At 51.0% G+C, this 13450-nt stretch carries 14 protein-coding genes and 1 riboswitch; of the genes, 12 read left to right on the forward strand and 2 right to left on the reverse strand.

Features of this window, described 5'->3' with window-relative positions; translation table 11 throughout:
• Positions 1-107 precede the first annotated feature (107 nt).
• Positions 108-1604, forward strand: coding sequence for a DUF3612 domain-containing protein (locus KDN34_RS00510; RefSeq protein ID WP_212595034.1), 1497 nt, complete (start codon positions 108-110; stop codon positions 1602-1604).
• A gap of 12 nt (positions 1605-1616) precedes the next feature.
• Here KDN34_RS00510 and KDN34_RS00515 read toward each other — a convergent pair whose 3' ends face one another.
• Together KDN34_RS00515 and KDN34_RS00520 are read right to left on the reverse strand one after the other, a co-directional pair.
• Positions 1617-3533, reverse strand: a complete 1917-nt coding sequence (locus tag KDN34_RS00515; RefSeq protein ID WP_212596468.1) for a methyl-accepting chemotaxis protein — start codon at positions 3531-3533, stop codon at positions 1617-1619.
• A 164-nt stretch (positions 3534-3697) separates the two neighbouring features.
• Positions 3698-5344, reverse strand: coding sequence for an electron transfer flavoprotein-ubiquinone oxidoreductase (locus KDN34_RS00520; RefSeq protein WP_212596469.1), 1647 nt, complete (start codon positions 5342-5344; stop codon positions 3698-3700).
• A gap of 190 nt (positions 5345-5534) precedes the next feature.
• Positions 5535-5673, forward strand: a riboswitch (molybdenum cofactor riboswitch).
• Between KDN34_RS00520 and moaA the strand changes: the two genes are divergently transcribed.
• The 11 genes from moaA (at position 5661) to KDN34_RS00575 (ending at position 13439) form a co-directional block, all read left to right on the forward strand.
• Entirely contained in the window at positions 5661-6644 is a 984-nt protein-coding gene (moaA, locus tag KDN34_RS00525) for a GTP 3',8-cyclase MoaA (RefSeq protein WP_212595035.1), read from the forward strand. Its footprint overlaps the riboswitch before it by 13 nt.
• 98 nt (positions 6645-6742) lie before the next feature.
• Entirely contained in the window at positions 6743-7174 is a 432-nt protein-coding gene (gene moaC / locus KDN34_RS00530) for a cyclic pyranopterin monophosphate synthase MoaC (RefSeq protein ID WP_407695788.1), read from the forward strand.
• A gap of 4 nt (positions 7175-7178) precedes the next feature.
• Positions 7179-7430, forward strand: a complete 252-nt coding sequence (moaD, locus tag KDN34_RS00535; RefSeq protein WP_212595037.1) for a molybdopterin synthase sulfur carrier subunit — start codon at positions 7179-7181, stop codon at positions 7428-7430.
• A complete protein-coding gene (moaE, locus tag KDN34_RS00540; protein ID WP_212595038.1) occupies positions 7430-7894 on the forward strand; it encodes a molybdopterin synthase catalytic subunit MoaE in 465 nt (154 codons plus the stop codon). The genes moaD and moaE overlap by 1 nt, the downstream gene beginning before the upstream one ends.
• Complete coding sequence (gene modA / locus KDN34_RS00545; protein ID WP_212595039.1) at positions 7894-8670, forward strand: molybdate ABC transporter substrate-binding protein; 777 nt, start codon at positions 7894-7896, stop codon at positions 8668-8670. The genes moaE and modA overlap by 1 nt, the downstream gene beginning before the upstream one ends.
• Positions 8670-9335, forward strand: coding sequence for a molybdate ABC transporter permease subunit (gene modB / locus KDN34_RS00550; RefSeq protein ID WP_212595040.1), 666 nt, complete (start codon positions 8670-8672; stop codon positions 9333-9335). Before modA ends, modB begins: the two co-directional genes overlap by 1 nt.
• Positions 9332-10453: an ABC transporter ATP-binding protein gene (locus KDN34_RS00555; RefSeq protein WP_212595041.1), complete on the forward strand. Its 1122-nt coding sequence runs from the start codon at positions 9332-9334 to the stop codon at positions 10451-10453. Before modB ends, KDN34_RS00555 begins: the two co-directional genes overlap by 4 nt.
• Positions 10454-10535: 82 nt before the next feature.
• Entirely contained in the window at positions 10536-10865 is a 330-nt protein-coding gene (locus KDN34_RS00560) for a YgiW/YdeI family stress tolerance OB fold protein (RefSeq protein WP_212595042.1), read from the forward strand.
• Positions 10866-10921: 56 nt separating this feature from the next.
• Entirely contained in the window at positions 10922-11443 is a 522-nt protein-coding gene (locus tag KDN34_RS00565) for a PepSY domain-containing protein (RefSeq protein WP_212595043.1), read from the forward strand.
• 3 nt (positions 11444-11446) lie between these two features.
• Complete coding sequence (locus tag KDN34_RS00570; protein WP_212595044.1) at positions 11447-12124, forward strand: response regulator transcription factor; 678 nt, start codon at positions 11447-11449, stop codon at positions 12122-12124.
• Between the two features lie 49 nt (positions 12125-12173).
• The gene (locus KDN34_RS00575) at positions 12174-13439 is read left to right on the forward strand and encodes a sensor histidine kinase (protein ID WP_212596470.1); all 1266 of its coding nucleotides are present in this window, start codon (positions 12174-12176) and stop codon (positions 13437-13439) included.
• Positions 13440-13450: the final 11 nt, after the last annotated feature.

Raw genomic sequence — 13450 nt, forward strand, 5'->3', positions numbered from 1 at the left:
GCTAATCTCAACCGTCCGGGAACCATTCCCGCGTTGTATATTTTGTAGACTAGCTGTTTTTCTACTAGAATTTCACAATAAAAATTTTACATTGTGAATTTTACAAAATGCGCCAAGAAAACAGCCTGCTCCGTAAGTCACATTTTCTCGGGACAAAAATCAGAAACCTGAGAAAACGTAATCACTTAACAATGGACGACCTGTCTGCCCGGTGTATTCGGTTGGATCCTGAGTCGGCACCATCGGTGTCTTACCTGTCGATGATTGAACGCGGCAAGCGCACGCCAAGCTATGCCATGCTGCGGGTGATTGCGGATGTCTTTCAAAAAGATCCGGAATGGTTTATGGATGACACACCCGAAGAGGACGCGATTGTGCCGGATAAAGGGCGCCGCGGGGGCATCAGCGGTATGCCATTAGAACCCGGTTTTCTGTTTTCTAGCGACATTCTGCAAATTGCCATTCCGGAGATGTTGTCGCAAACGGGGATTTCCGGTCGTCAATTTGCCCAATTGCTGATCCGCGCTTACCAAGAACATCATCAGAATCACTTCCCGGATCTGGAACGGGCCGCGGAAGAGACCGGTAACAAACAGTTGCCGCTGTCACAGGAAGATATGCTGGATATTGCCGCGCGACATGGACTAAAAATTCAGTGGTTTCAGACCCCTAAAAATATGGACGGCAGCCACCGATTAGTGACTTCCTTTATGGATGCCCCCGGCAAATTAATGCTTAATGAGTCGTTGAAAAGCAGTCCGACGCGGATGAAATATGACTTAGCGGTACATATTGGTCACTGTGTATTGCATAACAGCGATGGACTGATGCACGAGATGAGTATTGGCCCGGGCGCGTATGAGGTGGACTCGGCGCAACCGAGCTCTTCAGTGAATGCGCAGGATATCCTGCAAGCCTGGCGGGCATTTGAGGCCAGTTTTTTTGCTGGCGCGTTGTTATGTCCCAAAGTGCCATTTCGGCAGTTGTTGGACCGCTACGGCTATGAAGTCGATGCTCACCGTTTGGCGGGAGTGACACCATCGGTGGCGATGCGCCGGATGACCGTGGTATCGCCCTATCCTCATTGGCACTATTTTGATGCCTATACTCCGGGAAAGCTCAAAGCTGTATATCGCGGCAATGGCATTCCGTTGCCGTGGGGCAACATGCGGGAAGTGGCAGATCCCTGTCAGCATTGGTCGGTATTTCGGATGATCACTGAGCCGCGACAGGGCAGCGCGGCACAAATTTCATTGCTGGACGTTAATGGTCAACCCAGAATTTACTGTTGTGAGTCGGTCAAAGTCACCGATCTGGCAGGCAATAATCGGGTGTTATGTGCTGGAATCGATCTCAACCCGGCGATTGAAGCGCAGGGCATGGATGCGCTGTCGATGTCTCAGGAGTTGAAACAGTTATGTGTCGTGCGTGGGGGCGAATCGGATATCCCAGCGGCGATGAAACGGCAATTACTGATGTTGGCCAGGATCCTTAATATTCATTGGTTGGAGCGCGGTCTGCAGCAGCAAGCGCGACTGATCTGCTCCCGTGGCGCAGTGTGTCCACGGGAACCGAAATGTTATGGGGGTTGTACTGACGCTTAAAGATTCCGCTGCTTAGATACGAAAGCGTGATACTAACTTGTCCAAGCGTTCAGCTAACAGATTGAGTTGTGTGCTGGCATTTGATGTCGCCTCCGCGCGCTCGCTGGTGCGGTTTGACACCTCGTTGATCTCTTCCAGGTTCCGATTGATGTCCTGTACTACCGTGGCCTGTTCTTCAGTGGCTGCAGCAACCTGGACGTTCATATCGCTTATCAGCGAAATCCGTGCCGAAATCTGCTGCAGTACGTCACTGGCCTCATCGGCGGCAACCACGCCTTCTGCTGAACGACTACGGCTCTTCTCCATAGCAGTTACTGCGTTAGCGGCTTCAGTTTGCAGACTATCAATCATCTGTTGTACTTCATTGGTGGACTTGGCGGTGCGTGATGCCAGATTACGCACTTCATCGGCCACTACCGAAAATCCACGCCCGGCTTCACCGGCGCGTGCCGCTTCAATGGCGGCATTCAGTGCCAACAGGTTGGTCTGCTCAGAAATACTGCGGATCACGTCGAGAATGCTACCGATGGCTTCGGTATGCTGCGATAGTGAAGCGATAACCTCTGACATCTGCCCAACATCGTCTGACAATTGGTTGATGGTGGCGCGGGCGCGGACAACAACTTGTTGACCGCTAGCGGCCTCATCGTTGGCACTTTTGGCTGCATCGGCGGCCTGAGCGGCATTTGCTGCTATTTCACTGACGGTCGCACCCATCTGATTGACAGCAGTAACAACTGCCAGGGTGCGATCCTTCTGTTCGCGATAGTCTTGTCGACTCTCTGCAGCATGAACGGAGCCAATCGTGGCGCTCTCTGTCAGTGTCTTACTGGTATTGGCCACTTCGCTTATCGAATGATGGATTTGCGCAATAAAGCGGTTGAAGCCATGCGCCAGCTCAGTCAGCTCATCATTCCCATGCTCCGGTAAGCGTTGACGCAAATCTCCGTCACCTTTACTCAGGTCACCGAACATCGTGGCGGCACTGGCAATGGGCTGACTGATAGAACGGGCGACTAATATCGCCAAAATGATAAATCCGACAGTGATCAGTAGTGTCCAAAGCAGGATCACCCAGGATGTTTGTTCTAACGCCCCAAAAATTTCCTGCTCTGGAACCTGAGCTATCACATACCAGCCAAGGGTCGGGATGTAACTGCTGGCCACCAGCGTGTCGGTGCCACCAATTTTTAGAGTTTGCAGATTAAAATCATCATGTTGCAGCAGTGCATTGGCAGCGGTGCCATAGAGGTCACTGAGTTTGCCTTTGCCCACCAGGGTTTTGTTCTGGTGAATTTGGATCAGGCCGTTTTCATCGGTGAGAAAAACGTTGCCTGTCTGTTCAATGCGAAAGCTGTTTAGCAGCGACACCATATCGTTTAGTGACTTACCTAAACCGACTAATGCTCTGCCATGCACTTGCTGGTAATTGATAAACAGCTTGACGTCACCGGTGTCGGGCTCGGTGTACAGCTTGAGCATTTTGGCTTTGCCACTGTTGACGTAATCGAAAAACCAACCATCTTGTTGATGATTCAGGATCCGCAGTAAGCCTTTTTGTGTGTAATAGGCGGCAGACTGGCGATCGGCATAGGACGCCTGAGATAACTGGTACTGCTCTGTCAGCTGTTGCAGTTTCGCTTCAACCAGCGGCTCTTCGGCCTCTGGACGTCCCTGTGCCAACCACTGTCCGAGCATGGGATCTTCGGCCAACTGTTCTGATGCGCTTAACAAGGTCCCGATTTCAAGCTCGATACGGTTGCGGATCTGCATCAACTGGTTTGGCAATTCAGAAGTGAGCATGCGTTGGCTGATCACTTGCTTAGCACTGCTTTCCCCCAATAATGCTTGCAACACGGATGGCAGTACGACTGCCAGCACCATCGTAATAAGGAGTTTTTGTTTAATCGTTAATTTATTGAATTTAATCATTTAAAACTACAACTTAGAGATGCGGAGTTGACCTGAAGTACCGTTAACTCAAGGCCCAGATAGATTCCGGTGCAGCGTTGCCAAACCAGACGCGGCATTATCCCTATCCACCGGTGCTGCTGCAATCGCATGGATTCATAAAAATGCAGCGATGTTGCTGGCTACATACCCGAGTAATTAGGGCCACTACCACCTTCTGGCGTTACCCAATTGATATTCTGACTTGGATCTTTGATATCGCAGGTTTTACAGTGAATACAGTTTTGCGCATTGATCACAAAGCGTTTTACACCATCCTGTTCGGTAATTTCGTATACGCCCGCAGGGCAATAGCGCTGTGCTGGCTCATCATACAGCGGCAGATTGACTGCTAATGGCACCGAGGTATTTTCCAGCTGCAGATGGCACGGCTGATCTTCTTCATGTGCAATGTTGGTCAGATAGATGGAGGACAGTCTGTCGAAAGTGAGCTCGCCATCTGGTGCTGGGTAATCAATTTGGGGATAGTCACAAGCTTTACCCAGACAGGCAAAATCCGCCTTGTCATCACGTAGCGTCAACGGGAACTTACCATCAAACCAGTTCTGCTCGATAAAGTTAAAGGCACCGCCGAGTAGGGTCCCAAACTTGTGTAATGCCGGCCCGAAATTGCGGGCGCGATGCAGTTCTTCATATAGCGAACTCTGTTCCAGCCTGGTCTGGAAGCAATCGAGATCTTTGCCAGCATCTACCCCGGCTAACATCGCTTCGGCTAGCGTCTCCGCTGCCAACATGCCGCTTTTCATGGCGGTATGAATCCCTTTGATTTTGGCAAAGTTCAAGGTACCAGCATCGCAGCCAACTAATAAACCGCCAGGAAAACTCATTTTGGGCAGTGAATTGAGCCCACCTTTTGCGATCGCTCTGGCACCATAGCTTCGTCGCTCGCCGCCTTTTAATATTGCGGCGATTTGAGGGTGGGTCTTATAACGTTGAAACTCATCAAAAGGACTTAGATGTGGATTTTTGTAATTCAGATCGACTATCAGCCCTACGGCGACCTGTTGATTTTCAATATGGTAAAGATATCCGCCGCCGGAAGCTGTTGTCAGTGGCCAGCCTGCCGTATGGACGACTTTGCCTAATTGATGTCGCTCAGCCGGTATTTGCCATATTTCTTTAAAGCCCAGTGCATAATGTTGCGGGCTTTTGCCATTATCCAGATGGAAATGTTGCATGAGTTGTTTACCGAGATGGCCACGGCAGCCCTCGGCGAAAACGGTATATTTTGCCAGTAATTCCATCCCGGGCATGTAACTGTCTTTGTGACGGCCATCCTTGCTGACTCCCATATCACCCGTGAGGATACCTTTTACACTGCCGTCATCATTAAACAACAGTTCGCTGGCGGCAAATCCTGGGAAAATTTCGGCCCCGAGGGCTTCCGCCTGTTGTGCTAACCAGCGACACAGGTTTCCGGCGCTGATGATGTAATTACCGTCATTAGTCATGGTTTTTGGGATCAGCGCATGAGGCATCGGCCGTGAACTCTCGCCAGACTGCAACAGTAAAAACTCATCCGCATTCACCGCTGTCGCCAATGGTGCCCCAAGGCTTTGCCAGTCACCGAATAACTCTTCTAGCACGGTCGGCTCAAAAACTGCGCCAGACATTATGTGGGCACCGACCTCGGCACCTTTTTCCACCACACAGACACTAAGCGGCGTTTCCGCGTCTTTGGAAATCTGCAACAAACGACAGGCGGTGGCTAACCCGGCTGGACCCGCACCGACTATCACCACATCGAATTCCATGGATTCGCGTTCCATCATGTTCCTTTATCCTTCGCCTCGTGTTAACGGAATGTTGGCTTATGGTTCCACCATACCCGAAAAAATCGTTGGCGCACAGCACTTGACCGGTTCCCGCTATAGTGGACTTTAGTCACAGATCCCAGCATTGGCTAACGCACGCCCTGTTAAAGGGGTTTTGGAGATCAGGCATTTGCATTTATACTAGTAACTGACGGTTCTCCGAGCTGACGTCCCTACGTCACCACAGATAAGGGGCTTCAGCCGTGGCAATTTTGCCACCGGGGTAAGTGTAGAAATGCGCTTGCCTCCCCTTTATTTTGGAAAGGTGATCATGTCCCAGCAGTTACAAGACAATTTTGGTCGACGGTTTCACTATCTGCGGATGTCAGTGACTGATGTCTGTAATTTTAAATGCAGTTATTGCCTGCCGGATGGCTATCATCCCAATGGCAAGCAATCCTTTTTGACCCTCAGCGAAATTGAGCATCTGGTGGCCGCCTTTGCCAAGGTGGGTACTCGTAAAGTGCGCATTACTGGTGGTGAACCGACCTTACGTAAAGATTTTACCGATATTGTACGCTTATTGGCGGACAATCCCGCTATCCATACGATCGCCACAACGACCAACGGCTACCGCCTCGAGAAAAATGCCCAGGAGTGGTATGACGCGGGTCTGCGGCGTATCAATATCTCAGTAGATAGCCTGGACCCACGGATGTTTTATCAGATCACCGGTGAAAATCGGTTTGATCAGGTGATGCGTGGCGTTGATGCAGCACTTTCTGCCGGTTTTGAGCGTGTCAAAATCAACGCGGTGTTGCTAAAAGACCTGAATGATAAAGATTTGCCACGTTTCCTGCACTGGATCAAACACACGCCCATCGATTTACGCTTTATTGAGCTGATGGAAACCGGCTTAGGTCATGACTATTTCCAAGCACATCATTTGGCGGGCGAGTCAATTAAAGGCCGCTTGATGGCAGAAGGGTGGCTGTATGATCAACCTACTGCTGAAGATGGCCCGGCGCAGAATTTCAGTCACCCGGACTATCAGGGGCGTATCGGGCTGATCATGCCGTATTCCAAAGATTTCTGTGCCAGTTGTAATCGTCTACGGGTTTCCGCTATCGGCAAACTGCACTTGTGTCTGTTTACCGAACAGGGTCTCGATCTTAGGGATTTACTGCAGTCGGACGCTCAGCAGGATGAATTGATTGCGCGGTTGCATCAACAATTGCAACTGAAAAAGGAAACACACTTCCTGCATCAAGGCATCACCGGCGTAACTCAGCATCTGGCTTCTATCGGCGGTTAAGGCCGTTGGCGGTAACCGCCGCATTTTGAACGACAAATTAAGGCAGCTTTTTGATGAGCGAAACATTTACCCATATCAATGCCGATGGTAACGCCCACATGGTGGACGTTACCGCCAAGTCTGAAACAGAACGTGAGGCCCGTGCCGAAGCTTATGTGGAGATGGCCCCAGCCACGCTGGAGATGATCATCAGTGGTAAACATCACAAAGGTGATGTGTTTGCTACCGCCCGCATCGCAGGCATTATGGCCGCGAAAAAGACCTCAGAACTCATTCCGTTATGTCATCCATTGATGCTGACCAAGGTAGAGGTGGAGCTAGAAGCGCAGCCACAGCAGAACCGGGTGTGGATCACCAGTCGCTGCAAGTTATCCGGTAAAACCGGCGTAGAAATGGAAGCCCTGACCGCCGCTTCGGTGGCGGCGCTGACCATTTACGATATGTGTAAAGCGGTACAGAAAGATATGCATATTACCGGAGTGCGTCTGCTGGAAAAAAGCGGCGGTAAATCAGGACATTTTAAGGTGTAGCCCTATGATTAACGTATTGTTTTTTGCCCAGGTTCGAGAACTGCTCGGTACTCCTTCAATTCAGTTGGAGGCCGGTGAACATGTCGCTACCGCGGCGGCATTGCGTGAGCATCTGGCCGCCAAAAATGAAAAATGGGCGCGGGTACTCGAATCTGACAAGCTGCTGGTGGCAGTCAATCAAACTCTGAGCAACTGGCATGCTGAGGTGCGTGATGGTGATGAAGTCGCCTTCTTTCCTCCGGTGACAGGAGGCTAATGATGCAAGACCGGATTGTGGTGCAGCAGCCGGATTTTGATGTGCCGGCGGAATATGCCCGAATTGCCACTGACAACAGCGACGGCGCTATCGTTACCTTTGTGGGTAAGGTGCGAGATTTTAACGATGGCAGTGCGGTCACCGATCTGACGCTGGAACACTATCCGGGCATGACCGAAGCGGTGTTAAAGCAGATCACTACCCAAGCTCGTGAGCGCTGGCCGTTAAATTTCGTCACTATTATTCACCGCGTCGGCACCATGTCACTTGGTGAGCAGATTGTCTTTATCGGTGTCAGCAGTGCCCATCGAAAAGCCGCCTTCGCGGCCTGTGAGTTCCTGATTGATTTTCTAAAGACTAAAGCGCCTTTCTGGAAACTGGAAGGTACCGGTGACGATAAACGTTGGGTTGACGCGCGCGATGCTGATGAGCAAGCGGCTAAAGCCTGGGAAGAGGACGCCTGATGATAGTCTGGATCTGCCGGAGTGTACTGGTATTAGTGTTAGCGTGGACGAGTCTGCTGCAGGCCGCGGAGATCCCGAATATTGCCGCTGCCGCCAACATTAAGTTTGCCATGGAGCAGATCGTTAAAAACTACCAGCAACAGACCGGTCAGCAACTGCGGGTATCTTATGGTTCTTCGGGTAACTTTGTGGCGCAGATAAAACATGGTGCGCCGTTTCAGTTGTTCCTGTCGGCAGATGAAAAATACGTCGAAGCACTCTCTTCATCCGGCATTACTGCCGATAATGGCGTGATTTACGCTTATGGTCGCCTAGCGTTGGTGGCGCCAAATAATTCGCCGCTGACATTGGATGAAAAGCTGGACGGGGTGGCAAAGTTACTGCACGACGGACAGTTAAAACGTTTTGCTATTGCCAACCCGGAACATGCCCCCTACGGCGAACGGGCTCGGCAGCTGTTGCAGCAAAAAGGTCTGTGGCAGGCGATGCAATCCTCTATTGTGTATGGCGAAAACGTTTCGCAGGCAGCGCAGTTTGCCCTCAGCGGTTCCACACAAGGTGGCATAGTTGCGTTATCGCTGGCGATGGCACCACAATTTCGTGAACGTGGCCGCTATTTAGCGCTTCCGGTGGAACAGTACACGCCGCTGACCCAGCGAATGGTGCTACTCAATAGTGCCGGTGAAGTAACTAAAGACTTCTATCATTACCTGCAAAGCAAACCGGCCAGAGCGGTGTTCAGCTCTTTTGGTTTTGCCCTCCCAGAGGAACATTGATGGACTGGCAGTCACTGTGGTTGTCGATAAAGTTGGCTGCCATCAGTGTACTGATACTGATCCCTTTGGCCGTGATTATCGCCAGACCGCTGGCCTATGAGCGCTTTCGTGGTAAATCCTGGATTGAAGCGCTAATCATGGTGCCGCTGGTGTTGCCACCAACGGTGATTGGATACTACCTGCTCGTCAGTCTTGGCAGTGAAAGCTGGATCGGGCAGATGTTGGCGCAGTCGTTTGATATACAACTGGTCTTTCACTTTTCCGGTTTAGTGCTTGCCTCGGTGCTGGTCAATATCCCATTTGCAGTACAGCCAATTCAGCGCTCGTTTGAAGCCGTCCCCCAAGAAGTGCGTGACGCTTGTGCCTGTTGCGGTATGAATCGGTTGCAACAGCTGTTACGCGTGGAATTACCCTTGGCTTGGCCGGGGATTGTCACTGCCCTGGTATTGTGTTTTTCCCATGTGCTGGGCGAATTTGGGGTGGTGCTGATGATGGGGGGCTCCATCGCCGGTGAAACCAAGACCATCTCAATCGCTATTTACGACAGTGTGCAGGCGTTTGATTTTTCAGCCGCCGGAAATATGTCATTGCTGCTGGTGTTGTTTGCTGTTTCTACGCTGGCACTGACCACCGCTTTATCTCGGCGGATGGAGCGCAGTCGATGAATAGTCGCGGTGACTTGCATGTGAAAGTGGCACAAATCAGCGGTATTCCGCTGCAGGCAGAGTTTAGTTGCTGTGCCGGCGAGTTGCTCGCGGTCGTTGGCCCGTCGGGTGGCGGTAAAACCACGCTATTGCGAATGATTGCCGGGCTCAATCATCCGCAAACCGGAGAGATCCGCTGTGGCGAGCACGTGTGGTTTGGTAAGGGGATTAATCTCACGCCACAACAACGGCATTTGGGCTATGTGCCGCAGCATTACGGATTATTTCCTAACCTGAGTGCGCAGGCCAATATCGTGGCTGGCCTTGATCATCTGCCGAAATCACAACGACGAGCACGGGCATTGCAGTGGTTGGAATTGGTTAATCTGCATGGCTTGCCAGAGCGGTTACCGCATCAATTATCGGGCGGTCAGAAACAACGCGTGGCATTAGCGCGGGCATTAGCGCGCGAGCCATCAGTTCTGTTGCTGGATGAACCCTTTTCGGCGCTGGACAGAGAAACCCGCGAACGTTTGTATATCGAATTAGCCCGCCTTAAAAGCCAGCTGCAGATCCCGGTAATCATGGTGACCCATGATATTAACGAAGCATTATTGCTGGCGGATAAACTGGTGTTGATCAGTCAAGGGCAGATGCTGCAGGCTGGCGAACCCCGGCAAGTGTTGTTGAAACCGCGTAATGAATCTGTGGCGCGGCAGATGGGCTTGCGCAATATTTTTGATGCACAAGTGCTGCAATATGACCCAGACCAGAAACTGCTGTGGTTGCAGTTTGGCGAGCAGAAAATTGCCTGCGATGCCGATCCGCGTTTTCGCGGTGGCGATAATGTGCGCTGGGTGATCCCTAATCAAGGCATACGCTTTAACGCTATTAGCAGTGGCCGACTTAGCCGCAGCTATAACAAGCTATCGGTGACCATTGAGTCATTGTTGGTCATGGGCGAATCGGTGCGGTTAGTGGCGAGCATTGCAGGTATTGAACATCAGCTGCATGCCGAAGTCCCGCTACATTTAGTACAAAAGCTGGCGCTACGTGAAGGGCTACAGACGGAAGTGGCGTTAAAATCTGATCTTATCCATCTGCTGGAACACGACAATTCCACCCCCCACCACAGATGATCAAAACTTAATCTTGTTTCCATGCAGGTTTAAAGCAACCTTTCGTATACTGAATTGCCCAATAATTCAGGAGGTAGGCATTATGACCAACAGATTTTGCGGGTTATTGGCTATGTTGTTGATGACAACTCCTGCACTGGCTGTAACTGACCCGGCAGTAACGAGTGCACAAGCTGCCCAGCAAGCAGATATTAATACCCAGGTCACGTTACACGGTTATCTGATTAAAACGCTGGGAGATCAACATTATCTGTTCCGTGATCCCAGTGGTGAGTTGCAAGTCGAAATCGATAATGCCCTGTGGCGGGATATTAATGTTAAAGGTGATACCCCTTTGACCTTGAAGGGAAAAGTAGCCAATACCCGGTTTGGTCCTGAAGTTGAAATTGATAGTCTGCAACTGGCTGGATAATCATTAATTGTATGTAAACACTGGCCGTGCCTACGGCCGGTTGAGATGGAGGCATCATGAGGCTGATTTTAGCAACGCTGCTATTGTGGTGTTCTTCGGCCATGGCATCGACCTCACCGCTGCTGAGTTTGTTTGAAGATGGTCAACACCTCACCCCAACCGCAGCTATCAGTGATGTCGAAGCCAAGCATCTAGGTGAAATAATTGAATTTATTGCCGATATCAATGACGATAAGCTGTTATATCAGTTTACGGTGGCGGACCCTCAAAGCCATACTTTGTATAAACTGAAGCTTGATGGCTCTGACGGCAAAGTGCTTGATAAAACGGCACATACACTGACGAATGACGCACCGCAATTGGCGCTGGCGTTAAAATTAAGACAGCACCAGCAGTCGTTTTCCACCTTGACCCAACTGGCATTAGGCAATACCTCCGGGTATTTGCAACAAGCAGAGTTGGATCAGGATTTGGGGATCAGCTATCTGGAACTCAAAGTGCTGGACGAGCATGGCAGCCACAAATTAGCGTTTGATATTGAACATCAGCGACAGCTACCACTATTGAAATGGGATTAACGGATGAAAATATTACTGGTCGAAGACGACACCACCACCCAGGAATATATCGTCAAAGGATTCCTGGAACAGGGACATAGCATTGAAACCGCCGGTGACGGCCAGCAGGGCTTAATATTGGCGACCAGTAGTCAGTTTGACTTACTGATCCTCGATCGTATGTTGCCGGGACTCGATGGTCTGAAATTGCTGGCGGCGCTGCGGGCAACTGGCGATCAAACTCCCGTGTTGATCCTGTCGGCGCTGAGTCATGTCGATGAGCGCGTTAAAGGTTTACGTGCTGGTGGCGACGATTATATGACCAAGCCGTTTGCCTTCTCGGAACTGCTGGTGCGCGCAGAAAAATTGATGCAGCGCGGTTTATCACAACCGGCGAATACCGACCTGAAGGTGGGGCCGTTGCGTATGGAATTGCTGACACGCAGCGTAACGCTGGATGATGAAGAGTTATTGTTACAGCCAAAGGAATTCTTGCTGCTGAAATATCTGATGGAGCATGCCAATCAGGTCGTCAGCCGCACCTTATTATTCGAAGCGGTTTGGGACTATCACTTTGACCCGCGGACCAATGTTATTGATGTGCATATTGCGAAACTGCGGCGCAAGTTTGAAGATTTGGGCCACGGCGATTTGATCGAAACCATACGAGGTGCCGGCTATCGTCTCCGCAAAGGTTATTAAGCCTTTTAAAAGCAGCGCCTGGCGCATCACGATTATCTTTTCGGTACTGGTGACCTTAATCATCGGTACTTTGCTATTGGTGCTCTACCGACAGTTGGTCAATGAACAGCAAACGCAGGTGCGGCAGCATCTGCTGTCAGAGGCGCAACGATATCTACAACTCTCATTGACCGTCGACCGTCGCGCATTTGCGGCGCAGATCCGGGCGTCTGATTCACGCACGGCGTTGATTGCCTGGCAAGGTGGGGTCGAAATGGTGGGCTCACTCACCTTGATGCCCGAGAACATGCCGCTACTGCCGAATACCCGTGAGTTTCCCATTTTCACTGGCGGTCCGGAAAAACTGCATATTTTGACCGGTGGCGTGGTGATGACCCGCTACGGTCCGGTACTTATCGCAACTCGCACCGACCATTTAGCAGCATTGATAGATAAATTTGTCAGCGCGGCGTTAACTGCGCTTGCTCTGACCATTGTGCTGGCACTGATTGTGGGGTACCTGTTTTCCAAAGGCTTACTCAGTCGCTTGGTACATTACAACCGTCTCAGCGAACGGATCGAAAAAGGTTATTACAACACGCGATTGCCGGTAAGTGGTAAGCAGGATGAGTTTGACCTGCTGGCGGCGCAGTTCAATCGGGTGCTGGATACGCTGGAGCATAACCTCCATGCCGTGCGCGGCGTCACCGACAACATTGCCCATGATATGCGTACTCCCTTGTCGCATCTGCGCATCGGCCTGGAACAACTGCCTTATCAGCCCCCGGAGAAATTACCTGAACGTTGTGGCGAACTGACCGATGAGCTGGATCATTGTCTGGCGACCTTCAACGCCATGTTGTCCCTGACGCGCATTGAAGAGGGGCAGCAAGCATTGGAATTGCAACCGGTGAGTCTGCATGAACTGTGTGCCGATCTGCTGGAGATGGCAGACGCGTTAGCGGAAGACAGAAACCAGACATTAACGCTGGAAACGACCGAAGATTGCGTGATATCGGGTGATAAGCATCTGTTATTTCAGGCATTGTTTAATTTGGTGGATAATGCCATCAAATATGCGGGCGAGGGTGCCAGTATTCGCATTTCGCAGCAGGGGAGTAGTATCGACATCAGCGATAATGGCCCTGGTATCCCCGAAGATGCCCGGGAAAAAGTGTTTGAACGCTTGGTGCGGCTTGATCCTAGTCGCCATGAACAGGGCAGCGGTTTGGGATTATCGATGGTCAAGGCGATTTTATCGCGCCATCATGCGACAATTACCCTGACTGACAATCAGCCGGGATTAAAAGTAACCTTGAATTTCCCGCTTGCCTGAGAATACCTGCG

The organism is Shewanella yunxiaonensis (genome assembly GCF_018223345.1).
GTDB lineage: Bacteria > Pseudomonadota > Gammaproteobacteria > Enterobacterales > Shewanellaceae > Shewanella > Shewanella yunxiaonensis.